Source organism: Dyella sp., assembly GCF_051954575.1.
Lineage (GTDB): Bacteria > Pseudomonadota > Gammaproteobacteria > Xanthomonadales > Rhodanobacteraceae > Dyella_B.
The window spans coordinates 67,012-90,987 of sequence record NZ_JBQCHP010000013.1; the positions used below are offsets into that span (position 1 = coordinate 67,012).

16 protein-coding genes are annotated in these 23,976 nt (G+C 62.0%); 4 read left to right on the plus strand and 12 right to left on the minus strand.

Annotated elements, in window-relative coordinates; translation table 11 throughout:
* Positions 1 to 3: 3 nt before the first annotated feature.
* The 3 genes from ACTHNE_RS01685 to ACTHNE_RS01695 form a co-directional block, all read right to left on the minus strand.
* Entirely contained in the window at positions 4 to 7,257 is a 7,254-nt protein-coding gene (locus ACTHNE_RS01685; RefSeq protein ID WP_440268413.1) for a hybrid non-ribosomal peptide synthetase/type I polyketide synthase, read from the minus strand.
* A gap of 64 nt (positions 7,258 to 7,321) precedes the next feature.
* Positions 7,322 to 8,239, minus strand: coding sequence for a cupin-like domain-containing protein (locus ACTHNE_RS01690; RefSeq protein ID WP_440268414.1), 918 nt, complete (start codon positions 8,237 to 8,239; stop codon positions 7,322 to 7,324).
* A 209-nt stretch (positions 8,240 to 8,448) separates the two neighbouring features.
* On the minus strand, positions 8,449 to 9,213 hold the full coding sequence (locus ACTHNE_RS01695) for a hypothetical protein (RefSeq protein ID WP_440268415.1): 765 nt from the start codon (positions 9,211 to 9,213) through the stop codon (positions 8,449 to 8,451).
* 168 nt (positions 9,214 to 9,381) lie between these two features.
* Between ACTHNE_RS01695 and ACTHNE_RS01700 the strand changes: the two genes are divergently transcribed.
* Complete coding sequence (locus ACTHNE_RS01700; RefSeq protein WP_440268416.1) at positions 9,382 to 10,044, plus strand: J domain-containing protein; 663 nt, start codon at positions 9,382 to 9,384, stop codon at positions 10,042 to 10,044.
* A 45-nt stretch (positions 10,045 to 10,089) separates the two neighbouring features.
* Here the strand turns inward: ACTHNE_RS01700 and ACTHNE_RS01705 are convergent, their stop codons facing one another.
* From ACTHNE_RS01705 to tviB, 4 genes are all read right to left on the minus strand, one after another.
* Positions 10,090 to 11,490, minus strand: a complete 1,401-nt coding sequence (locus ACTHNE_RS01705; RefSeq protein WP_440268417.1) for a TIGR03013 family XrtA/PEP-CTERM system glycosyltransferase — start codon at positions 11,488 to 11,490, stop codon at positions 10,090 to 10,092.
* Between the two features lie 315 nt (positions 11,491 to 11,805).
* Complete coding sequence (locus tag ACTHNE_RS01710) at positions 11,806 to 13,491, minus strand: GMC family oxidoreductase (protein ID WP_440268418.1); 1,686 nt, start codon at positions 13,489 to 13,491, stop codon at positions 11,806 to 11,808.
* A 53-nt stretch (positions 13,492 to 13,544) separates the two neighbouring features.
* On the minus strand, positions 13,545 to 14,555 hold the full coding sequence (locus tag ACTHNE_RS01715; protein ID WP_440268419.1) for an NAD-dependent epimerase: 1,011 nt from the start codon (positions 14,553 to 14,555) through the stop codon (positions 13,545 to 13,547).
* Between the two features lie 525 nt (positions 14,556 to 15,080).
* Positions 15,081 to 16,358, minus strand: a complete 1,278-nt coding sequence (gene tviB / locus ACTHNE_RS01720) for a Vi polysaccharide biosynthesis UDP-N-acetylglucosamine C-6 dehydrogenase TviB (protein ID WP_324944273.1) — start codon at positions 16,356 to 16,358, stop codon at positions 15,081 to 15,083.
* Positions 16,359 to 16,653: 295 nt separating this feature from the next.
* On the opposite strand from tviB, the gene map reads away from it, so the two are divergent.
* Positions 16,654 to 17,400, plus strand: coding sequence for a type I methionyl aminopeptidase (gene map, locus ACTHNE_RS01725; RefSeq protein WP_440268420.1), 747 nt, complete (start codon positions 16,654 to 16,656; stop codon positions 17,398 to 17,400).
* Positions 17,401 to 17,483: 83 nt separating this feature from the next.
* Entirely contained in the window at positions 17,484 to 18,170 is a 687-nt protein-coding gene (gene merB, locus ACTHNE_RS01730) for an organomercurial lyase (RefSeq protein ID WP_440268421.1), read from the plus strand.
* 454 nt (positions 18,171 to 18,624) lie between these two features.
* Here merB and ACTHNE_RS01735 read toward each other — a convergent pair whose 3' ends face one another.
* Positions 18,625 to 19,494, minus strand: coding sequence for an SDR family oxidoreductase (locus ACTHNE_RS01735; RefSeq protein ID WP_440268422.1), 870 nt, complete (start codon positions 19,492 to 19,494; stop codon positions 18,625 to 18,627).
* A gap of 103 nt (positions 19,495 to 19,597) precedes the next feature.
* Here ACTHNE_RS01735 and ACTHNE_RS01740 point away from each other — a divergent pair, with 103 nt between their 5' ends.
* Positions 19,598 to 20,491: a LysR family transcriptional regulator gene (locus ACTHNE_RS01740; protein WP_324944262.1), complete on the plus strand. Its 894-nt coding sequence runs from the start codon at positions 19,598 to 19,600 to the stop codon at positions 20,489 to 20,491.
* 345 nt (positions 20,492 to 20,836) lie between these two features.
* Here ACTHNE_RS01740 and ACTHNE_RS01745 read toward each other — a convergent pair whose 3' ends face one another.
* From ACTHNE_RS01745 to ACTHNE_RS01760, 4 genes are read right to left on the minus strand one after another with little or no spacing between them, the layout of a single operon-like run.
* On the minus strand, positions 20,837 to 21,631 hold the full coding sequence (locus ACTHNE_RS01745) for an SDR family NAD(P)-dependent oxidoreductase (protein ID WP_440268423.1): 795 nt from the start codon (positions 21,629 to 21,631) through the stop codon (positions 20,837 to 20,839).
* A gap of 57 nt (positions 21,632 to 21,688) precedes the next feature.
* Positions 21,689 to 22,702 carry an alpha/beta fold hydrolase gene (locus ACTHNE_RS01750; RefSeq protein WP_324944256.1) on the minus strand — a complete coding sequence of 338 codons (1,014 nt, stop codon included), beginning with the start codon at positions 22,700 to 22,702 and terminating at the stop codon, positions 21,689 to 21,691.
* Between the two features lie 22 nt (positions 22,703 to 22,724).
* Positions 22,725 to 23,216, minus strand: a complete 492-nt coding sequence (locus ACTHNE_RS01755; RefSeq protein WP_324944253.1) for a cupin domain-containing protein — start codon at positions 23,214 to 23,216, stop codon at positions 22,725 to 22,727.
* 41 nt (positions 23,217 to 23,257) lie between these two features.
* Positions 23,258 to 23,869, minus strand: coding sequence for a hydrolase (locus ACTHNE_RS01760; RefSeq protein ID WP_440268424.1), 612 nt, complete (start codon positions 23,867 to 23,869; stop codon positions 23,258 to 23,260).
* Positions 23,870 to 23,976 lie beyond the last annotated feature (107 nt).

Sequence of the window (23,976 nt, forward strand, 5' to 3'; positions counted from 1 at the left end):
CCCTCATGCGCTGAGTTTCATGAACTTGCCAGGCACGTCCGGATTGGGCACGAACCAGGTGGGCTTGCCTTCCTCATCCTTGCCCAGGCGCGCGCCGACGACGGGCGGCCGGCTGGCGTCCAGCGGAAGGGCTTCGATCTTCTTGCGGCGGGGCAGGAATTCGGCTTCCTGCAGTTCGAGCACGGAGTCCTTGAAGGCCTTGGCGATCGCCATGAAATCCGCTTCGCCGTGCGCGGTGGTGAAGAAGCAGGGGAAGTTGTCCAGGATATGGATGCCGCGGCTGCGCATCATTGCGAATAGCAGGTCCTGCAGTGGATGGTCTTCCAGGAAGTTGGTCTTCCACACCGAGGCGAAGTGCGTCACCTTGATCGGTGCGCCCACCTCTGCGCAGAACGCATTCAATTCATCGGCCAGCGCGGTCGTGCGGGCGTTGAGCTTTTCCTGCAATGTTGGGCCCGATGTCTTGAGATGATCGAGCACCGCATGCGCGGCGGCAAGCGCGAGCGGATGACGCACGAAGGTGCCCGCGAAGTAGGTGACACCCACTGTGGGAATCGACGCATCGCCGAACTGCCAGCCGCCGCCGTCGAGCGCATCCATGTACTTGCGCTTGCCGGCGATCACGCCGATCGGAAAGCCGCCGCCGACCACCTTGCCGTAGGAGGCCAGGTCCGCATCGATGCCGAGCACTTCTTGCGCGCCACGCGGATGCGAGCGGAAACCGGTGACCACTTCGTCGAAGATCAGCAAGGCGCCGGCATCGCTGGTGATGGCGCGCAGCTCCTGCAGGAATTCGCGCGGCTGGAAGTCGGGGCGGCGGCTCTGCACCGGCTCGACCAGCACGGCGGCGATCGATGCGGCGCGCTCGCGGATGATCGCCAGCGATTCGGGCGTGCCGTAGTCGAGCACCAGCACGTGTTCGGAGGTATTGCGCAAAATGCCCGGCGCGGCCGGCACCGAGCGCAGCTTCTTGGTGCCGCGCACGATCACCTCATCGAAGATGCCGTGATACGAGCCGGTAAAGATCACCAGCGTATCGCGCCCGGTGACGGTGCGCGCCACGCGCACGGTTCCCATCACCGCTTCGGAGCCGGTATTGCATAAGGCCGCGCGATCGAAGCCGGTAAGCTCGCAAACCTGTTTCGCCACCACGCCGGCCAGCGGATGCTGTGGGCCGATTTCGTAGCCTAGATCGAGTTGCTTGCGCACCGCATCCAGCACGAAATCCGGCTGCCAGCCGAACAGGTTCATGCCGAAGCCGTTCAGCGCATCGACGTATTCGTTGCCATCCAGGTCCCATACCTTCGAGCCCTTCGAGCGCTCGATCACGATCTGGTAGATGATTTCCTTCAGCAGTGGCCTGAAGCCGTTGACCACGCGGGGATCGGCCAGATGCGGGCGATGTTCCTCGGTGTATGCCTTCGAGCGCTGCGTGCGCTCGATATAGCGGCGCATGAATGCCTCCAGGCGCACGCGCTGGCGGCCGGTAAGTTCGGTGGCGCCGGAATGGATGCGCGCGATGGCGCCGAAAGCTTTCTTGACGTCGTAGGTGGTGTGCGCGAGTGCGGCTTCTTCGTCCTGCGTGGGCGCCTCTGTCGCAGGCGCGACCGGCTGCGTCGCAACGGGCGCCGGCGGCGCAACCGCCATCGCCGGCATAGCCGCAGGCGGACTGCCCGCCTGCGCGAGCAACGCCAGTTGCTGCTGCATGATCAGCATCTGCTGCTGGATCACGTCCTGGATCAGTCCACCATTGGCTGGCAGGGGCATGACGGATACCTGATTGGGTGTCGCGACCGGCGTGACGGCGACGGTGGCCTCGATCGCTGTGGTGGCTACTGCGGCTTCGGGCGGGAGCAGCCGATCGATATGCTGGGCAAGGCTGGCGAACGAGGAGTGTGATTCCATCAATTCGCGGAAGGTGATCTTCAGCGCAAAGGTCTTCTGCAACTGCAACGCCACCTGGGTCAGCGACAGGGAGTCGAGCCCGAGTTCGACGAAATGCGTGGCCGGATCGACATCGTCGAATTCGGTGCCGGCAACGTCTTCGAACAACGAGCGCAGTTGCGCGAGCAGGCGCGTGACGCGGGCGGAAGTGGCAGACGGGGCAGGGGCCATGGTGGCCTCCGGACTGACGTTGAGGGATGTGCTGGTCGCTGCGTTGGCATCAGCGCGCACGGGAAGCGGAACCACGTTCGATATCGTCGCCGTCGGCATGGCCGCGGTCGCCGCCGGCGCATCGATCCAATGGCGCTTGCGCTCGAACGGATAGGTCGGCAGGCGCACGCGATGCTTGCGTTGCCGGCGATCCTGCCGATCTACCGCAACGTGCACGCCGTACGACCACAACTGCCCGACCGCATCGAGCCAGGCGGCGCGTTCGTTCGATGGACTGTCGGCGAGCGTGGCCAGCACCAGCTTGCCGCGGCTTTGCGCATGTTGGCGCGCCAGCAGGCTGAGCGTGGTGCGCGGGCCCACTTCGAGCAGCGCGTGCTGCGGCTCGGCCAGCAAGGTTTGCAGCGCCGTCGAAAAACGCACGGTGCCGCGCAGGTGACGTGTCCAGTAGTCCGTCGAGGTCGCTTCGGCGTCGCTGAGCATGCCACCGGTCAGGGTCGAGGCAATCGGTATGCGTGGTGCGGAGAGTGCGATGCGTTCGACTTCCTGCCGGAAGGGCGCTAGCGCAGGATCCATCATCGACGAGTGGAATGCGTGCGAGGTATGCAGCAACCGGCAGGCGGCACCGGCCTGTTCGAGTTCTGCCTGGAACGCCTGGATCAGCGTCGTTTCGCCCGATACCACGCACGCATTGGGTGCGTTCTCGGCCGCGATCGACACAGTGGCCGGCAGGCGTGTGGCCAGTTGCGCGGCATCCAGGCGCACGGACAGCATCGAGCCGGCCGGCAGCGCCTGCATCAAACGGCCGCGCCGCGCGACCAGGCGTGCGCCGTCGGCAAGGCTCATCACGCCGGCGATCACCGCTGCAACGAACTCGCCCACGCTATGGCCGAGCATCGCCACGGGCGTCACGCCGTAGCTCATCCATAAGCGCGCCAGCGCGTATTCCATTGCGAAGATTGCCGGCTGGGTCAGTCCCGTTTCACGCAAGGCCTCGGCATCATCCGCAAACAATCGTTCGCGCAGATCGAAGCCGAGTTCGTCGCGAAGCACTGTTGCGCATTCGTCGAGCGCTGCGGCGAAAGCAGGTTCCTTTGCATAGAGTTCGCGTCCCATGCCGGCGTATTGCGAGCCTTGGCCGGGAAACATGAAGACGATGCCCGGGGCGGGATTGAGTGCGGTTTTGGCGCACGATGAGGTTGCCAGTTCCTGCAGTCGCTTGGCGGCATCGTCGATGCTGTCGGCAACGACGTGGGTGCGATGCGCAAAGACCTTTCGTCCCTTGCACAGGGTCCAGGCGATGTCGGCAAGCTGGGCGTCCGGTTGCGTTGCAAGATGTGCGCCCAGTTGTTTCACCGCACGGTGAAGCGCCGCCTCGCTGCGCGCGGAAAGTAGCAGTAATTGTGGGCCATCGGCGGCATCGGAAGGCTCGCGTTGCGGCGCCTCTTCCAGCACGACGTGCGCATTGGTGCCGCCGACGCCAAAAGAACTGACCCCTGCACGCAGCGGACCGCCGTCGAAGGTCCAGGCACGCAAGCTGTCATTGACGAAGAACAGTGATTGGCCGAGATCGAGCTTGGGATTGTTGGCGTGGAAGTTGATCGACGGCGGCAGGCGGCGTTCGGCCAGCGCCAGCGCCGTCTTGATCACCCCGGCCGCGCCGGCCGCCATCACCATATGCCCGACATTGCTCTTGAGCGAGCCGATCGCGCAGATGCCGCGTTCGTTTGTGCTTTGGCGAAACGCCTGGGACAGCCCCTCGATCTCGATCGGATCGCCCAGCGGCGTGGCGGTGCCATGCGTTTCCACATAGGAAATCGAGCTGGCTTCCACGCCGGCGTTGGCCAGCGCCATGGTGATCACCGCGGCTTGTCCTGCGCTGCTGGGCGCGGTGAAGCTGGCCTTGATGCCACCATCGTTATTGACCGCGACACCGCGGATCACCGCGTAGATCGGGTCGCCGTCGCGAAGCGCGTCGGACAGCCGTTTCATCAACACCACGGCGGCGCCATCGCTGAATACCGTGCCGCGCGCATCGGCATCGAAACTGCGCGTATGCCCATCGGGCGACAGCATCGAGCCTTCCTGCGACACATAACCACTGCGCGGCGGGCAGGCGATGGACGAGCCGCCGGCCAGCGCCATATCGCAATGACCGGCGCGCAAGGCATCGAACGCCTGGCACAGCGCAACCAGCGAGGTCGAGCATGCGGTGTTCATGCTGATCGCGGGGCCGGTAAGGTTGAGTTTGTGCGCGACGCGGGTGGCGAGATAATCCTTCTCGTTGGCCAGCATCACCTGGAACGCACCGAGCTTGTCGATGAGATCCGGCCGCGTGCTGACATGGCGCTGGAAATAGGTGGCGTTATGCATGCCGCCGAACACGCCCACCGGTACGTCGTGTTCATCGGGCACGTAGCCGCCGCGCTCCAGGCATTCCCAGCACAGTTCCAGGAAGATGCGCTGCTGCGGATCGGTCAGCTCCGCTTCGCGTGGGGACATGCCGAAGAACGCCGCGTCGAAGTTCTCCACGCCGTCGATGATGCCGCGTGCGGCAACGTAGGCCGGATCATTGCGTTGTTCGGCCGGAATGCTGGCGTCGAGTTCGTCCGCACCAAAAAAGGTGATCGATTCGCGGCCGGCGCAGAGATTGTCCCAGAACGTCTCGACATCGTTCGCACCCGGGAAACGGCCAGCCATCGCGATGATAGCGACGGGTTCGGCGGTGCCGGAAGCACGATGCTGTGGAAGGCGTGAGGCCAGTGCTGCGCGTGCCTCCCCGTTGTCGATCATCGCGGCGATGGCGGCGGGCGTGGGCGCATCAAAGAAGCTCGCGATAGTGGGTGCGCTCGTCGCCAGTTCGCCATGGATGCGCGTCACCGTACGCACTGCCAGCAGCGAGTTGCCGCCCAGCTCGAAGAAATGATCGTTGCGGCCGATCTGATCCAGGCCAAGCATGTCGGCGAACAGTTCGCACAAGCGTTGTTCGGTTCTGCCGATCGGCGGCACGTAGATGCCAGCCAGTTCAGGGCGGTGGCTGTCCGGCGCGGGCAGGGCGCGGCGATCGAGTTTTCCATTCGTCGTGACCGGCAGTGCATCCATCGCGATATAGATGCTGGGCACCATGAATTCCGGCAGCGCATGCGCCAGTGAATCGTGCAGGCTGCGGGCGTTGATGGGGGCATCCTCGGCCACGTAATACGCTACCAGGCGTTTCTGGCCAGGACGATCTTCGCGCACCAGCACGGCGCAGGCGCGCACGCCGGGCTGGCGTTGCAGGGCTGCTTCGATTTCACCGATTTCAATGCGATAGCCGCGAATCTTGACCTGGCCATCGACGCGGCCGACGAATTCGATCACGCCTTCCGGCAGCCAGCGCACCCGGTCGCCGGTGCGATAGAGACGTTCGCCCTCCGCGCCAAAGGGGTTGGAAACGAAGCGCTCGGCGGTCAGCTCCGCGCGTGCCAGGTAGCCACGTGCCAGGCCGGCGCCGCCGATATAGAGCTCGCCGATCACGCCGGTCGGCACCGGTTCGCCGCGGCTGTTCAATACATACAGCGTGGTGTCGGCGATTGGTTGACCGATCGGAATCGAGCGGGCCTGTGCATCGAGATTGCGCGGAATGCGATAGGTCGCAGCGAAGGTCGTGCATTCGGTCGGGCCGTAGCCGTTGATGATGGTGATGCCGGGTAGCGCGGCATAGGCCTTGCGCACGTGCGCCACCGATAGCGCTTCGCCGCCGATCAGCAGTTGTTGCAGCCCGCGCAGCTTCTGCGCGTCTTCATCCACGATCGCATTGAACAGCGCCGCGGTGAGCCAAGCGATACGCGCGCCATGGCGTTCGATCGTCTCCTCCAGCCCGCAGGCGGTGGGGATGCGCTCGCCATGCACGATGCAGGTGCCGCCATTGAGCAGCGCGCCCCAGATTTCCAGCGTGGATGCGTCGAAACCGAGCGGTGCGGCGTGCAGCAGGCGGGGCTGGTTGCCGAGATCGACGTAGCTGACGTCACGCACCAGGCGAATGATCGAGCGATGGGTGATCTCGACGCCTTTGGGCGTACCGGTGGAACCAGACGTATACATCACATAGGCAAGCGCGCCGCCGTCGACGACAGGTGGCCGGTACGTCGACGTATTGCCCTCCAGTTGCTTCAGCTGCATCACCGGCAGCTTGATCCCCGGCAAGCTTGGAGCATCGGCGCTGGCAATGATCAGCGCAGCGCGCGCGTCGTTGATCACGAAGGCAAGACGTTCCGCCGGATAACTCCGGTCCAGCGGCAGATACGCCGCGCCCGCCTTGAGTATGCCCAGTATGGCGACCAGTGCTTCCGGTGAGCGCTCCAGCAGTAGCGCGATGGGCGCACCCACTTCGACACCCGCAGCCATAAGGCCCGCCGCAACACGATCGGAGCGCATGTGGAGTTCGGCGTAGGAAAGCGTGCGATTCGATGATTCGATGGCTGGCGAAGCGGCGTACTGGCGAGCCTGTTCCGCAAACAAACCGTGGACGGTATCGCTCGCGCGGCGTGCGACGGACGTGGCGTTCCATTCGACCAGCAGGCGATGGCGTTCGTCCGGATCGCACACGACGAACGACGACAAATCAGCATCCGTCGGCGCACACAGCCAGGCAAGGGCGCGCATGGCGCCGGCAAACAGCAGATCGATCGCGGCGGCACCGAGCGGAGCGCGGAACGCTACCTCGATCCGCGCCGCGGAAGTCTGCAGGCACCAGTGACTGTCGATGGCATCGGGCGAATCGAGATCCCCACCAACGGCCCACGCAGCACGACAACCGATCGGCGCCGCTTCGCCGAGCGACGCAAAGAGCGCCAGCAACCACGCGTCGCGTCCACCGGCGCGTGGCACATCCATCGATCGCTGCCTCGATCCTTTTTGATCGACATAACTGGCTGTAACGGCCTGCATGCCGGTGAAACGTGATTCAACCAGCGTCAACGCGGCACAAAGAAACATCGCCGCGTCGACGCCGTACCGGTGTGCTGCCGCATCGAGCGCGCTTGCGAAAGCCGCATCCAGCGCATGCTCGCGGCGCATCCGGTCGCTTGCGCACGCATCGGTCTGCGACGGCAGCACGTCCAGCAGCATGCCGTCTTCAGCCGTATCATCCTGGGGCCTGGCCATGCATGTATTCATGAGGTTTTCTTGACCTCCGTGCTGGGCTTGGATTGCGTAAAGGGATGGCGCTTCAATCGGCCATGGCATAGGCGCTCGGATGCGCCAGCGATGGACAGGCCGGTGGATGACTGCCGACGCCGTGCGTGGCGACCATCATGGACGCAGCGGCATAGGTAAGGGTGTCGACCAGATGGCGCTTGCCCACCGGCACCGGCTTGATGCCTTTGCGATACAAGAGATCGTTGAGCACATGCCGCATCGCGTTACGTCGCGTCGCCGCCGTGCTGTAGGTGAAGCTGATGGTGATGGATGGCTCATCGCCGGTTTCCACCATGTGCGGACTGGTGATGGGCATGTACACGCCCATGCCGGGGCCGACGGTGTAGACGTGGGCGCGCTCGCGAAATGCTTCGCTCCACTTCACCAGGCTGAGATCGTGCCGCGCGTGGAATACGTCGCGCGCGTGTTCGCTGCATACCTGGGTGTCGTCGGCATTCCACACGTAGACTTTCTTGGTGCCGCGAATCTGCAGCAAAATGCCGTGATTGCGATCGATATGAAATGGCGTGGTGGTATGCGGCGAGGCTACGAAAATCCAGCCGGCGCGGTAATGCATGCCCGGGTCCCTGCGTTCGATCAACGGTTGGATCGGATCCATCGCCAGGTCCACCAGGCTGCGGTAGGTCGGGTCTTCCTGCACGTGGCGCAACAGCATCCATGCCTTGGCGTCGTTGATGCCCTGTAAGGTATCGGCGGCGGATTTGTGATTGGGATACAGACGGCCTACATCATCGAAGTTGGCGTCGGCGCCGGCCTGGTTGTTGAACGTAAACAGCCGCGTGCTGCCCTGGAAACGCTTGCCCAGCGCCACCAATTGATCGGGTTGCAGCAGGGGATGATCGGACAGTTGGTGACGCACGGCCTGGATGCGCCATGGATCGAAGCCATCCCAATCGATGTCGATCGGTGTCGTCGCGCGCGTGTTCATGATTGAAGCCCCTCCCGTCATGCAAAAAAGTGGTGCAGGGCGTAAATATTCTTTGCGCCGACACATCACGTACGCCGTTCGCCGCGGCGTCTTTACGGTTGCTGCAATTACTGACGTTGATACGCCAGTCCCCACGGCCACCCCTGTTTTGCCGCACGTACATCAACTTGCCGATGCGCCACCCCATGCAAGGTGCATCGTCCTGCCTTCTACTTGGACTGAAACGCGAGCAACCACAAAATGGCGCCTTGGGCAGGGGCGCCGGTCCAGCTGACGTTGTATTTGCCTGCGGTGGCGACCTGCTTGTAAGCCACCGCGCATTGCACGCCGCTGTTGTCGGGGAGCTTCAGGAAACTGTCGATGACCGCAAACCCGTTGTTGGGCGCCGCGGACATGCGCTTGATGCCACCATCGCCCCACCACACGGCGATCAGCGTGGCCGGGCCGGTGGTGGTCACGCTGCCGCTGGTCATCACCGTGCCAGTGGGCGCGTAAGTCTGGCTGACGTCCTTGAGGACGCCCGCATTTTTGATTTCGACGAACGGCACGGAGATTTCGCCTTGCGCATTGCCGTTCTTGAGGAAGGTGACGGTGTGGCCGGCACCGCCTTTGGCGGCAAGCACTACATAGGCTTTGACGTTGAAACGATCGCCGTAGCCGTTGCCGAAGGGTACGTCGTTGCCGAGCTGTTTCCAGCGGTTGCCGTAGCTGTCGATCGGATCGAGCGCATTGCTCGAATAGCCGCCGTTGAAGACGATCAACGAACTGCCACGTGGCTGTGTTGTGATCGGATCGGTGACGACCGGATTGGTGCCGAGCCCCTCGGACTGGGTCTGCAAGGTATGGGCGCCCAGCGAGACGGTTGGAGCGTCCGGCGTTCCCTGGGCTGGCATGCAACCTGCAACAGATATCAAAAGCGTGCCGGCCGCGGTATAGCGGCAACAGGCGGCAACGTAGTCGCGACAGCCTTGCACGGGTTCCCCTCCCTAGGGCACGCGTCGATTTTGAGAACTAGATCACATCAAGTCAAGATGAAAATGTGCTTGCGCCATTGGCCGCTGTGCGCGAGGCTAGCCGCACTCCATCACGGCCGCCGGGGCGGCCATGTGCGCAGGACCGCCACCATGCAACAGGGGAATGGCATGGCCAACGAGATCGATTTTCTCGATTTGTATCGGCAGCTCAGGGTGAGCCCCGATTGCAGCCTGGACGAATTCAAGCGGGCGTACCGCCGTTGCGTATCCAGCCTGCACCCGGATCGCATACCGACGGGACGGGAGAGCTACAGGAACTCGCGCAGCGCGCAGCGCCTGCAGCAGCTCAATGTGCAATACGAGGCGGCGATGGAATTCCAGCGGCTTCATGGACGTCTACCCGGGGCGTCGCCGCTCCCACCCGTCGTGCCGCAACGGGCCGTTCCACCGCCACGGCCGTCGCCGCGGCCGGTCACGCCACGCGCGCCACGCCGTGAGCACGTGAAATGGCTGATCCCGATTGCATTGATTTCCATCGGCATTCTGTTCTGGGGCGCATCCGCAGTGGCGCCGCAACCGGATGCATCCGGTGAAGCCGCCCGCGAAAACGAAGCCAGCCCGGCCGAAGCGTCAGCAACGCCGAATTTGACCTTGGGCATGTCGCCGGAAAACGTGCGCGCCATCGAAGGCAATCCTGTCGCGATTCGCGACGAGTTGTGGGAATACGGGCCATCCTGGGTGCGGTTCGATCACGGCTCGGTGGTCGATTGGTATAGCTCGCCGCTGCATTCGCTGAAAACCGCGCGAACCGTACCGCCCACGCACCGATGACGCGTAGGCTGGGATGCAATCCCAGCATCGAGAGCTGCACGAAAGCTAACGCGCGCCGCGATTGAACAACACCACTTCCGCCGTTTCGATCAGGATCAACATGTCGAACAGCAGGTTGTGGTTTTTTACGTAAAAAAGGTCGTATTTGAGTTTTTCGGCGGCATCCTCTTCGGATGCGCCGTACGGATAACTCAATTGCGCCCAGCCGGCCAGGCCGGGCTTCAGGCAGTGGCGCAGGCTGTAATAAGGAATCTTGGTGGCGAGGTCGGCCACGAACTGTGGCCGCTCCGGCCGTGGCCCGACAATGCTCATGTCGCTCTTGAGCACGTTCCATAGCTGCGGCAATTCGTCGAAACGCAGCTTGCGGCAAATACGACCCACGCGTGTCACGCGATCGTCGTGCTTGCTGGCCCAGCGCGCCACGCCATCGCGTTCGGCATCGGTGCGCATGCTGCGAAACTTCAGCAACCAGAACGTCTTGCCGTTTTCACCCACGCGTTCCTGCCGGTACAGAATCGGCTGGCCGGGGCCCGATTCCAGCCGGATGGCCAGCGCCACCATCAGCATCAACGGCCAGCACAACAGCAGCAACAGCAAGGCGGCCCCCACGTCGAAACAACGCTTGGCCAGCCGATGTACCGGCGTGAGATGAAAGCCGCGGGAAAAGACCAGCCATGACGGCTCCAGCCACAGCAACTGCACGCGACCGGATTCGCGCTCGAAGAAGGTGGTGAGGTCGGTGATCGTCACGCCGGCCTGCCGGCATTCCAGCAGGCCGTCCATCGGCAGCCTGCCGCGGCGATCGTCCACGGCTACTACGATCTCGTCGATGCGTTCGCGGCGGGCCAGCACGGGCAGCGAAACGTTCATCGGCAATAATTTTTCATCGGGAATGGCGATTTCTTCGTTGGCGCAGGGCACGTAACCGACGAGCGTGAAACCGCGGCGATCCGTACGTCGACGCATGCGGTTGTGGATTTGCGCAGCGCGCTGGCCGGTGCCGAGAATCAACACGCGCGGCTTGAGCGATTCGATCTCCACCACGCGCATGAAAAGCAGCCGGAACACCATCACCGCCAGAAAACCGATCGCCAGCGCAATGCCCAGCACGCCGCGACCGACATACGCCTGCGGTACGGCGTAATAGCCGACCACCAGCAATAAACCACCGATAACAAAGGCGACCGCCTGGCGCGCCACCGCGCCTTGCCAGGTGGTGCGCAGGTGCTGCCGATAGCCGCCGAACGCGGCGATGCCCAGCATGATCACCGACGCAAAAATGAAGGACCGCAGAAGCAAATGATGCGAGACATCCATCAGCTCATCGGCGTTGCGCAAATAGCGAAGGCGCATTGCCAGATGAAGCGAAGACGCAAGCAGCAGTAGTTCGATCACGCCGAACAGCAATAACCAGCGCACCGTTTGGCGTCGCAGAAAGCGAAGCATCTGGCTTCCCCTTAAGGCTATGTCCCTTCGAGACCGCCGAAGCTACCCGTTTTTTTTGTCGGTGTCGATGGCGTTTTGCAGTGCTTTTTCCGGGCAAAGCACGCTTGTATACAAGGTGTTACATGAGGGGTGTTACAGGCATGAAGCACATGTGCGAGATCACTTGAAGAATGTTCATGCGAACGGACGATTTCAAGCTTCTCCAATTTGCATCGAACGTCAGGTTGCCGGAATGCATTCCCTCCCCTACGTGCAGTAGGGGAGGGTTAGGGTGGGGTGAAGCAATCTCGCGAAGCATTTCGACCATGCGTGACCTTAAACTGCTTCCGAAAAGGCAGGCGCCGCATCGCGAAGCTGCATCTGAAGCTGATCGGCCAGCCGCAAAGCCAGCGCGACCACCGTAAAGGTGGGAAACGCCCAGCCCCCAGTTGGAAACACCGAGCTCCCGGCAACATGCAGGTTATCCACGCTATGCACGCGGCAGTGCCGATCGATCACGCCTTGCCGCGCATCATCCGCCATGCGCGTGGTGCCAAGATGATGCGCAGTGGTATGCACCTGGGCGACGGCGTGGTCGTCCTCGTTCAACCACGCAGCAGGCTGATACGTGCCGCCGCATGCACGGGCAAGCTCGGCGCCGAACAGCGCCGCCGCGGTGCGGTAGGTGCGCCGGTCGAGCGGCGTGAGGCGCCAGTCGACGCACACTTTCGGCAAGCCCAGCGGGTCGCGTTCCTGGGCCAGCGTGATGCGACTATCGGGATTGGGCGCCTGTTCGAAATAACCGATCAGCTCGATCCGGTTGCTGCGCACGGTGGGTTTTTTCTTGAGTTTCTGCAGCAGCGCCTTGACGATATCCGCCGAACCCAGGCCCACGCGCAGCGCCAACAGCGCCAGGTTGGTACTGCGTTCGCGCACGTCGTCATCGTTGGAAGGCGCATTTCGTAGCGCCGCGCAAAGGCGTGCTTCCAGCAGCGCGTTTTCGTCCTGCACGTTCGGCCGGAAGGCGGCGCGGAAATCACGCAGGGAGCGCAGGCCTTGCGGCACCGCTCCTTCCACTGCAAACGGATGGACGCGCCCATTCAAGATGCGCTGCGCCGCCTGGAATGCCGGCGACAAACCGATTTCCGGAAACGCCGGCGCCACGCCCTTGCCGAGGTTGCGATCGTAAGGACGCGTAAGCCGCTCCGGCGCATCGGTAATGACCGCGCCTATGCTGCCGCAGGGGTGGTCCATGAAATAGCGACCGACCAGATCGTGATCATTGCCCAGGCCATGCGGCATGACCGAGTTGGAAAGCAATAGCATTCGTGCGTTTTCGATACCGCCGCAGGCCAGCACGTAGTGTTGCGCCCGCACCTTGCCCTTGCGCCCGTCGATGGTGCCGATGCTTGCATGTTGAACCGCGCTGCCATTGGCCGAAGCGTGCAGTTGGAGCAGGTTGGCGTGCAGCAGCACGGTGATGTTCGGTGCGTTGTCCAATTGCTCGCGGTACGCCTTGCCGAACAGGATCGGGCTGCGCGCAAACACCTGGTTGACCAGCTTGTCGGTATCGAAAGGAATGGGGTCGTGCGCGAGCGGCGCAAGAAACGACCCGTCGGCAAAATCGTGCGCGTCGAGCTGGCAATACGCACGGGCCCGTTCGTAGTAGGGCTTAAGTTCCTTGTAGCTGATCGGCCAGCCGCTGTGCGGCACCCAATCGCGTTCGGCCAGGTCATGCTTGCCGAACGGGATGCAACCGCCCCCCCATAAATTGCAGCTGCCGCCGAATACGCGCATGCGCGAAGTACCGGCATCGAAGGGCAGGGTGCCGATCGACATGCCTTCGTACAAGGCCTGGCTGCGCTCTTCGCCACTGGCGCCGCCGCCTTCGATCAGGCAGACGGTGATCGATGTGCCGATGAAATGCCGTGCGATCGCAATGCCGGCGGCGCCGGCGCCGATGATGCAAAGATCCGTGTCTATGACCGATGCGGCCGAACCGTCCTGGTAATCGATGATCACTTCGCCCCCTGATTGCTCATATTGGCGCGTGCATGTCGCAGCGAGCACATAAGTTACTCGCGATAGTAGTCCCTGTACCAGCTTACAAAGTTGGCGATGCCAGTGGCGACGGAAATTCTTGGCGCATAGCCCACGGACTGTATCAGTTCTGTTACATCAGCTTCGGTATCGGGCACGTCGCCGGCCTGTAGCGGCAGCATGTCCATCTTCGCCTTGCGCCCCAGGCACTGTTCGAGCACCTCGATGTAGCGCAGCAATTCCACCGGCTGCTCGTTGCCGATGTTGTACAGCCGATATGGCGCCACGCCACTGCTGGCCGGATCAGGCATGGCACCATTCCAGTCGGTGTTCTTGCCGGGAACCTTGTCCAGCGTGCGCACCACGCCTTCGACGATATCGTCGATATAGGTAAAACTGCGCTTGTGCTTGCCATGGTTGAAAACACGGATCGGTTCGCCGGCAAGCATGGCCTTGGTGAATAGGAACAGCGCCATGTCGGGTCGCCCCCACGGCCCGTACACGGTGAAAAAGCGCAGGCCGGTGCTGGGGATGCCATACAAATGCGCATAGCTGTGCGCCATCTGCTCGTTGGCTTTTTTGGTGGCGGCGTAGAGCGTGAGCGGATGCTCGGCGGATTGATGTTCTGAAAAGGGCATGGCGGTGTTTGCGCCATAAACCGAGCTTGTCGATGCGAAGACCAGATGTTCGATACCGTGGCGGCGGCAGCCTTCGAGAATGTGCAGAAAACCCGTGACGTTGCTGGAAACGTAGATGTGCGGATTTTCCGCAGCGTAGCGCACGCCTGCTTGCGCTGCCAGATGGATTACGCGCTGCGGTGCATGCGTTGCAAAGGCCTGTTCCATGGCGGCGCGATCGGCAAGATCGGCATGCACGTGCGTGTAACGGGGGTGATCGGTGAATCGCGCCAGGCGCGCCTTTTTCAGCCTTACGTCGTAATAATCGTTGAGGTTGTCCAGGCCGATGACCTCATCGTCGCGCTCCAGCAGTTTGAGTGCGACATGCGAACCGATAAAGCCGGCCGTGCCGGTGACTAGCACTTTCATGGCGTGAATTCCTTTAGGCCGATAAGTTGGATGCTTGCCATGATTCACTCCCTCCACTGCGTGGTAGAGCCTGCCCCGGACTTGATCCGGGGGGAGGGCTGGGGTGGGGTTGCCTGGGCTTTAGCATGCAGCCGCGTCCGCCGCTCGCTACGCTCGCACCCCACCTTAAGGCAACACTGATCAAGTATCGCCGTCGTCATGATGTCTGGAAGGCTCGCAGGGTGCGCTGCGCGGCGCCGGGAAGACTGGCCGTCTTGCCAAGCCGCGCGGCGCAGCATGCGGGCCTTCCAGACATCACCCCCTCATTCAAATTCAACCTGTGGGGCCAGCCCTGTCTGTCCACATGCCGCAGGTACCCGTCTCGACAGACGGCCAGTCTGCCTTCGCCGACGGCCCTGTGGCCTGCGAACAGACAGGCCTGGTGACGACAGCGATACTTGATCAGTGGTGCCTTAACCCTCCCCTGCAAGCAGGGGAGGGGACGTGTCCTCGCTCAAGTTAGTGCCTTCGCTATCAAGGGAGCTACTAAAGCCTTCCATCCACCGCCTCGCGCGGCAGCACATACTTCACGTCATAAACCACCGACGTCGGCTTGCCGAACGCACGGATGCCATCCGCCCCCATCGCAACGAATTCCCGATGTCCCACCGCAATGACCACAGCGTCATATTCGCCAGGCTTCGGCTGACTCACCGGCGTAATCGCGTATTCGTGCTCCGCTTCTCCAGCACTCACCCACGGATCGTGAATATCCACCTGCGCGTTGTAACTGCCAAGCGCCTTGAGAATATCCACCACGCGCGTGTTACGCAGGTCCGGGCAGTTTTCCTTGAACGCCAGGCCCAGCACGAGGATGCGCGCGTTCACCGGGTTGATGCCTTTGCGCACCATCAAGCGGATCACTTCGCTGGCCACGTAGGGGCCCATGCTGTCGTTGGTGCGTCGACCGGCCAGGATCACGTCCGGGTGGTGCCCGACTTCCTGCGCCTTGTGCGTGAGGTAATACGGATCGACGCTGATGCAATGGCCACCGACCAGGCCCGGGCGAAACGGCAGGAAATTCCATTTCGTGCCGGCCGCCTGCAGCACTTCGAGCGTGTCGATGCCCAGCTTGTTGAACAGGATCGCCAGGTCATTGACCAGCGCGATATTGAGATCGCGCTGCGTGTTCTCGATCACCTTGGCCGCCTCGGCCACTTTCAATGAACTGACTTTGTGCGTACCGGCGGTGATCACCGAGCCGTACAAGCTGTCGACAAAATCCGCGGTTTCCGGCGTCGAGCCGGAGGTGACCTTGAGAATGCTGGTGACGCGATGCTGCTTGTCGCCGGGATTGATGCGTTCGGGACTGTAGCCGGCGAAGAAATCCCGGTTGTAGACCAGGCCCGATTCGCGTTCCAGGATCGGCACGCAGATCTCCTCGGTGCAGCCCGGATACACGGTCGATTCGTAAACCACCACATCGCCTTTCGCCAATACCTTGCCCAGGGCTTCGCTCGCCTTGATCAAGGGCGTCAGGTCCGGGCGCTTGGCGCTGTCGATCGGCGTCGGCACGGTCACGATGTATGTGTTGCGATCGGTCAGGTCAGCCAGCTCCGCGCTGAAACGCAAATGCGTGGACTCGGCCAGTTCGGCAGGGCTTACCTCCAGCGTATTGTCGTGGCCGGCGCGCAATTCGTCGATGCGTGCTTTCTTGATGTCGAAACCGATCGTGTCGTAATGCTTGCCAAACTCCACGGCCAGCGGCAGGCCGACATAGCCAAGTCCTATGATGGCGAGCCTGGTGTTTTCCAGCTTCCGCATACGTGTCCCCTTGATCGTTGGTACTTCCTGTCAGGCAGTGATCGGCCAGCCAATCCGCGCAGTTGACACCAGCGGCGGACCGTCTGCAACTGCGATGTTTGCCGCTGCCTGTTTTTTTATCTTAACCGCTTGATTTGGCGATTAGGGCGGGTAGCAGGAAAGCGAGCTTGCGTGTAACAGGATTGATACACCTTTTTCCGCCTCACGACATGCGTCGTGACCGCCTCACGGCGATGGGCTTGACCATCACCTCGACTGGTGCACACTGCGCACGGCACTCCGCGAGAAAACCTGTATGACCATCGAAACACAAGAAGATGTTGAAGCCCTGAAGCGGATCGGCAAGATCGTATCGCTGACGCTGCAGACCATGCTCGATGCGGCGCGGCCAGGCATGACGACCCGCGAACTGGACCAGATTGGCGAACGACTACTCGCGAACTACGGTGCGCAGTCCGCGCCACGGCTGGCCTACAATTTTCCAGGGGCTACCTGCATCAGCATCAACGAGCAAGCCGCGCACGGTATTCCCGGCGACCGCGTCATTCGCGCGGGCGACGTCCTGAACGTGGACGTTTCCGCCGAACTGGACGGCTATTTCGCCGATAACGGCGGGACGATCGTGGTGCCACCTAGCACGCCACAGAAGACCCGCCTGTGCCATGCCGCCAGAACGGCGTTGAACGAAGCGATGAAAGTGGCCAGGGCCGGCCAGCGGATCAGCGCCATCGGCGCCGCCATCGAACGAACCGCGAAAACCTATGGATTCAGGGTCATCGAGAACCTGGGGAGCCACGGCGTGGGACGCTCGCTGCACGAGGAACCTGAGCACATACCCGGCTACTTCGATCCATCGGACCCGCGCATCCTGCACGAAGGCATGGTCATCACCATCGAGCCGTTCCTGTCGACCAAGAGCCGTATCGTCGACGAAGCCGTGGACGGCTGGACGCTCGAAGGTGTGAAGGGAAATCTGTCTGCGCAGTATGAGCACACGATGATCATTACTCCAGGCGCGCCGATCGTTGTGACCGTCCATTGATAGAAGGGAAGGGACCATCCCGCGTGTAATGCAAAAGGCTGATCGCGCGTACTTCTTTGTTGAATGAACAAGGACATTGCTCTGTGACCGATGACCTCGATACGTCCGTGCACCATCAATTGGTAAGCGGCCTTCTGTCTGCGGGAAAGGTTCCGTCCAATTCGGCCTTGGCCGAGCGCATGGCGGTTTCCGTCGAGGTCATCGAAAACGCGCTACGCCGACTCGCCGATAACCATGGCCTGGTGCTCCATCCGCATGTCTGCGAACCCTGGGTCATCCATCCATTTTCCGTATCGCCCTCGGCCACCTGGGTCGAGGCGGGCGATCGTGGATGGTGGGCGCCTTGTATGTGGTGCGCGTGCGGCATCGCCACGCTCGCCGGCGGAGAGGCCACGATCCACACGCGGATCGGCGGTGAACGCGAGGATATCGACATCCATGTCGCGGGCGGTGACGTAGTGGAGAAGGATCTATGGGTGCACTTCGCCACACCGCCTCGTGCGGCCTGGGATAACGTCCATCATTTCTGTGCGAACGTGCTTTCCTTTCACCATCCCGACGATGTCCGGGCATGGAGCGAACGTCATGGCATTTCACAAGGAGCGGTCGTGCCCATCTTCCAGGTGATGGATTTGGGAAAAGAGTGGTACGCGCGCCATGCTGACCCGGACTGGCACAAGTGGTCGGTGCGCGAAGCAAGTACGATTTTCACGAAGGTGGGACTGGTAGGCGAATTTTGGGAGCTACCCGTCAGCGAGGGCGGCTTTTAAGGCAACACTGATCAAGTATCGCCGTCGTCACCAGGCCTGTCTGTTCGCAGGCCACAGGGCCGTCGACGAAGGCAGACTGGCGCATCGTCGAGACGGGTACCTGCGGCATGTGGACAGACAGGGCTGCCCCCCAGGTTGAATTTGAATGAGGGGTGATGTCTGGAAGGCCCGCATGCTGCGCCGCGCGACTTGGCAAGACGGCCAGTCTTCCCGGCGCCACGCAGCGCACCCTGCGAGCCTTCCAGACATCATGACGACGGCGATACTTGGTCAGTGTTGCCTTAACCATGTCGCCGCAATGTGTGACGCGGCGTTCAATGTCGACGCGATGGCGGTATTCGATTGACGGCGCGTGACGGTAATCGCCAATAATCCCAGGTCGACGCCATGCGAGCCGATGGGGCAATCGCATGGCGCCGACCTTGATTGGGGCGCGAAGACCCATCACATGACCTCAGGCCGCGGTCGTGATTTCGCCGACAAAGCCGCGATAGGAATGCAACGGCCGGCCCAGCATCATGGTCAGGCGTTCGACATCGCCCGCTTCGGGAAGCATGCCGTCGCTGACGTAACGCTCGGCCATCAGGCGCATCTCATAAGCCATCCACTTCGGCATGAAGCTGGCCATGTTCTGCTCGAAGCCAGCGGGATCATCACCGCCATACACCACCGGACGTCCGAGCACATCCGACCAGATCCCCGCCACATCCGAACCCGTCAACGTGTCGGGACCGACCAGGTTGATCGTTTCAACCGGTAATGTGGCGGGGCCTTGATCGCGACGGATCAGTTCGATCGCTGCGACTTCGGCGATGTCGCGTGCATCGACCATCGCCACACCTTTGCTGCCGATCGGCATCGGATAGACGCCATGGTTGAGCACCACATCCTTGATCATGTGCTCGTTGTCGATGAAGTAGCTCGGGCGCAGGATGGTGGCGCTGAAGCCCATCTGTTCGAGCATCCGCTCGGCGCCGGACTTCACCGCGAAGTGCGGCACGTTCGCGAAGCGGTCGGCGTGGATCACCGATAGATAGACGACCCGCTCGACGCCCGCCTCGCGGGCAACGTTGAGGGTGATGATCGCCTGGGTGAATTCATCGCCGGTGACGGCATTGAGCAGGAACAAGGTGCGCACGCCATCGAAGGCGGCGCGCAGGGCGTCGATATCGAGCAGGTCGCCTTGGACCACCTCGACGCCGGCAGGGAATTGCGCTTTCGACGGGTCGCGGGTGAGCACGCGCACTGCGGCGCCGCGCTTGACGAGCTGGTCGACGACATGGCGGCCGACGCGGCCGGTGGCACCAGTAACGAGGATAGTCATGACATTTACTCCGGGTGGGTTGAGAACACACCCGCCATGTTATTGATCCAAATTCTTACGCATAGCCGGTAAAATGGGACGCTTCGTCTCATGGGTGGAACACATGGATCTGCTCGCGCTCGCCGATTTCAATCTGGTGGCCCGTCACGGCGGGTTTGGCAAAGCCGCCCGCGAAGCCGGTCGCCCAAAAGCGACCCTGTCCCGGCGCGTGGCCGAACTGGAGGCGAGCCTTGATTTGCGACTGTTCGAACGAGGGGCGCGATCGCTAAAGCTGACGGAAGAGGGGCGTGCCCTGTTCGAGCGCGCGGGTCTCTTGCTGACCGAGCTGGAGGAAACGGCCGCGGCGATCGCCTCTGGGGGACAGACTGCGCGCGGTCGATTGCGAATCAGCGCGCCGCTGCTTTTTTCGCAAACCGCGATGGGAAAACTGGCGGCAGGTTTTGCGCTCCGCTATCCGCAGGTGCGGTTGGAGATCACCGCGGAAGACCGAGCCGTGGACATGATCGAAGAAGCGTACGACCTGGTCATCCGCGTCAATCCCGAGCCCGATGCAACGCTTGTGGGGCGTATCTTGCTGCGTGACCGGCTGGTGGTGGTGGCGAGCCCGAGCCTTCCGCGCCCCAGCGATGGCGAGCCGGTGCAGGCCGTCACCCGCGGCGCCATGCAGCAAGCCGAAACCTGGACGGTAATGACACCTTCGGGGCCGTCGATCATGGCGGCCAAGCCCATGCTCAGCCTGTCATCGCTCGTCATGGTGCGCGATGCGGTTCGCATGGGTGTCGGTGCCGCGCGCCTGCCGCTGTCGTTGGTCAGCCCCGATCTGGCCGCGGGAACATTGGCGCACTGGGGCGATGTGGAAGGGCCGGAGATTGCCCTCTGGGCGCTTTATCCCACGCGCCGATTGCTCAGCGCACGCGTCTCGGTGTTCCTGGACTATCTCAGGGAGGCGTTTCCGCGCGGCACTCCTGACGAACTTGCCGCCTATGCCGGGAATTGAAAGCTTGTTCGTTGCTCATCCGGCGCAGCGCGCGCGACCGGCGGGCGCAGTGGGTTATCCGCGGGCTTCTTTCTTGGCGGCGTCGTGACAGCGCGGCGATTGCGGTGAAGCGCCTCGACAACTACGGGCGAAGTTCTTTCCCAAAAACGCGGATAACACACTTACAGATCACTACAAAAAACGCACGGTCATTCCGGCCTTCGTGGGAATGACGATCAGAAACTCTCCACTGTGCGCGATGGAGAGAGCTGGCCACGCATGAAACGCCGTCACTGCCCGGCTGGAGGGAAGGGCGATTTGACGAGGATCGAGAGGACGTAACCCACCTCGACACCAAGCAAACAATCAAACAATCGAACGCACCACTCCTCCATCCACACGTACAGCCGCGCCGGTGGTGGCGGATGCCTGCTCTGACGCGAGGTATGTGCTCAGGTTGGCCACTTCTTCTACGGTCGCCAAGCGCTTGATGAGCGACGTGGGGCGATGCGTGGCAATGAAATCACGTTCGACTTCTTCCTGCGCGATGCCCTTTTCGGCAGCGATTTTACCGAAGAAATCGCCGACACCTTCCGAGCGCGTCGGTCCCGGCAAGATGGCGTTGACGGTAACTCCCGTGCCGGCCAGCGTTTCTGCCAGGCCGCGCGATACGGCAAGCTGCGCGGTCTTGGTGGTGCCGTAATGAACCATCTCGGCGGGTATCTGAACGCCCGACTCACTGGAAATGAATTGAATGCGTCCCCAGCCACGCTTGGACATGCCTTGTGCGTAATGGCGAGCGAGGCGAATGCCGCTCAGGACGTTCACCTCAAAGAAGCGTAGCCAATCGTCGTCGGGAATATCGAAAAAAGCTTTTGGTTCGAAAATACCCAGGTTGTTCACCAGAATATCCGCATCAGGCACTTCCGAAATCAATTGCTGGGCACCTTCATGCGTGCCGAGATCACCGGATACGCCAAACAACTTCGCGTTGGGCACATCCTGCTTGATGGTCGCGATGGCAGTGTCCACGCGCGCCTGGGTGCGCCCCGTGACGACAACATGGGCGCCTGCATGGGCCAGGCTGCTTGCGATGGCAAGGCCGATACCAGCGGTTGAGCCCGTGACGATGGCCGTTTTGCCGTGAAGATCAATGCGCATAAAAATTCCGGATCACGTTATCGGTGAATTCTTAATCTGTGATTTCTTCGCCCTATATCAATGGCTGGCGGCTGTTTCATTTGCTTCGCTTGAAATGGGTTTTCCATCGATGAAGTTGCGCACAGCAGCCACCGTGGTCGCGGGCGCTTCCTCCATCAGCCAGTGCCCGGCGTTCGGCACTACCAGCCCCGTAACATGGTCGGCCGCGTTGCGCATGACGATGGCCTCGTTCGGGCCAAATGACTTCGCACCACCGATAGCAAGCACGGGCATGGTCAGCTTTGGGCTCAAGCTTGCCTTGTTGTCCTCGGCGTCTTGCCGGATGGAGCGGAACTGGGCAAATGCGGCATGCATGGTGCCGGGGCGGGCGTAGAGTTCGGCGTAATGCTGCCGAGTGCTTTCATCGACTTTTGCCGGATCGCCAGCGAAGTCGTTCCAGAATCGGTCCAAATAGATGCGCTCGCGGCCGGCCACCAGGCGTTCCATGTCGGGCCCGCCAAGATCAAAGTGCCACAACGCAGGAGAGCGCACGATTTGATCCCACGGCGGCACGCCCGGCACCGGGGCATCCATGACCACCAGTCGATCGGTATTGCCGGGGTATCGTTTGGCATAGGCGTAGGCGACCATCGTGCCGATGTCATGTCCCACGATCACCGCATGGTTGATGCCAAGTTGCGTCAAGATACCCTGGACATCCGCCGCCTGATTTTTCTTTTCGTATCCCGCAGCAGGGTGTGACGAGAGGCCCAGGCCACGTAGATCGGGCACCACAACGGTATGGTCGCGAGCGAGGTTTTCGGCAAGCGGCTCCCACATATCGCCGGTGTCGCCAAAACCGTGAAGTAGCACCACCGCAGGGCCCTTGCCGCCTATGCGGACATGGATCGTCGCGCCGTTCGCCTGGATGTCGCGCACCTGGAAGGTCGATGGGAAAGGTTTGACGGCCGCCGAAACAGGAAGGCTAAAGGCGAACGCCAGGCATGCTGCCAAAAGAGCGCGGGTCATGATTTGGACTCCACAGAAGGTACGAAATGATTTGCCGAACTCGACTTGAACGGCGTTGCTCATGGGCGTCGCATGGATAACGGTGTCAGTGCTTCTTGGTGGGGTCATCGACGGGTTTTTCATAAATCGTGTCCGTTGGCCCGATGCCGGTGATGAGCACGGTAACCGGCTCATCACCGGTTTGCGCGAAATGCGGGGCATCTGCCGGTTCCGTGTAGACCGAGCCGGCAGGAAGGGTTTTCAACTTGCCCGCATCGAATGTTGTTCCATAACCGAAATGCCAGGTACCGGACAGCACGGTGGCGACGCGGTCTCCGGCATGGTGGTGGGCGGGAATGGATGCATGACGGCCCACTCGTAGCAGCTGGCTATAAGGCCCGGATTGGGATGGATTTCCAAGAATAGTGATGACTTGCACTTTGGCATTGCCGGACCCGCCCGGACCGCCCGTGGGAGATAGGGCGGAGAGCTCGGTGAGTGTCTTGGCATAATTGGCAGAGAACCTCGGCGCGGCGGCTTGCTGCGCGTACGCTGCAGCGGCAAGGACAGCCAGGGGAAGGATCAGTAGCTTGTTCATATGAGCTCGCTCTTTCGTTACCCATAGGGTGACAATCAAACTCAATGCCCTTCGATGGCGAAAAGGATGTCCGCAAAGCCAGGCACGGTGGCGTCGCGATTCCAGTCGCGTTGAAGCTCGCAAATGAGTTGTACCCAGGTTGTTGGCTTGCCGCCTGCCTGAAAGAGGCGGTCGAGCGCGGTGTTGTGGGCTTCGAGTGACGTTCCTGCGCAAGCATCAACCACCGGATATACCTCGAAGCCGTTGGCGATCGCGTCCAGCGCGGGATGGACGAGGCACACTTCCGTCCAGAGCGCCGCCATGATCAGTTTTTTTCGGCCCGTTGCATTCACCGCGGATACGAAGTCGCGATCTTCCCAGGCATTGATGGAGGTGCGGTCGATAATCGGGGCGTCGTTCAAGACGTCAGTGATCTGGTGGATGGTGGGTTGGTTGCGCCCCGTGGTTACGTTCACTGACGAGAGCACGGTCGGTAGTTGGTAAAGTTTCGCGATGCGCGCGAGCGCAGTGATGTTGGCCACCAGCTGGCGCTTATCCCGCGAAGCGATGGAACTCACCTGTACCGGCTGGAAGTCGATGATCACCACCGCCGCGTTCTGCGGCGTAAGAAGGTGGTCGGCAACGGGATCACGAACGGCGGCATAAGATGTCATGACGATGATCCTGCGGGAAGGGTGGGGCGCGACGGGCCGATGGGGGCGCCGCGGAAGCGCGGAGCAAATGAAGCAGCCGGCATCCATGCGGCTTATGCCTGAACTTA

What these genes read in the sequence shown, in the direction of transcription:
- ACTHNE_RS01685 (WP_440268413.1), bottom strand. Translation starts at nt 7,257, where the DNA reads ATGGCCAGGCCCCAGGATGATACGGCTGAAGACGGCATGCTGCTGGAC.
- ACTHNE_RS01690 (WP_440268414.1), bottom strand. Translation starts at nt 8,239, where the DNA reads ATGAACACGCGCGCGACGACACCGATCGACATCGATTGGGATGGCTTC.
- ACTHNE_RS01700 (WP_440268416.1), top strand. Translation starts at nt 9,382, where the DNA reads ATGGCCAACGAGATCGATTTTCTCGATTTGTATCGGCAGCTCAGGGTG.
- ACTHNE_RS01705 (WP_440268417.1), bottom strand. Translation starts at nt 11,490, where the DNA reads ATGCTTCGCTTTCTGCGACGCCAAACGGTGCGCTGGTTATTGCTGTTC.
- ACTHNE_RS01715 (WP_440268419.1), bottom strand. Translation starts at nt 14,555, where the DNA reads ATGAAAGTGCTAGTCACCGGCACGGCCGGCTTTATCGGTTCGCATGTC.
- tviB (WP_324944273.1), bottom strand. Translation starts at nt 16,358, where the DNA reads ATGCGGAAGCTGGAAAACACCAGGCTCGCCATCATAGGACTTGGCTAT.
- map (WP_440268420.1), top strand. Translation starts at nt 16,654, where the DNA reads ATGACCATCGAAACACAAGAAGATGTTGAAGCCCTGAAGCGGATCGGC.
- ACTHNE_RS01735 (WP_440268422.1), bottom strand. Translation starts at nt 19,494, where the DNA reads ATGACTATCCTCGTTACTGGTGCCACCGGCCGCGTCGGCCGCCATGTC.
- ACTHNE_RS01740 (WP_324944262.1), top strand. Translation starts at nt 19,598, where the DNA reads ATGGATCTGCTCGCGCTCGCCGATTTCAATCTGGTGGCCCGTCACGGC.
- ACTHNE_RS01745 (WP_440268423.1), bottom strand. Translation starts at nt 21,631, where the DNA reads ATGCGCATTGATCTTCACGGCAAAACGGCCATCGTCACGGGCTCAACC.
- ACTHNE_RS01750 (WP_324944256.1), bottom strand. Translation starts at nt 22,702, where the DNA reads ATGAGCAACGCCGTTCAAGTCGAGTTCGGCAAATCATTTCGTACCTTC.
- ACTHNE_RS01755 (WP_324944253.1), bottom strand. Translation starts at nt 23,216, where the DNA reads ATGAACAAGCTACTGATCCTTCCCCTGGCTGTCCTTGCCGCTGCAGCG.
- ACTHNE_RS01760 (WP_440268424.1), bottom strand. Translation starts at nt 23,869, where the DNA reads ATGACATCTTATGCCGCCGTTCGTGATCCCGTTGCCGACCACCTTCTT.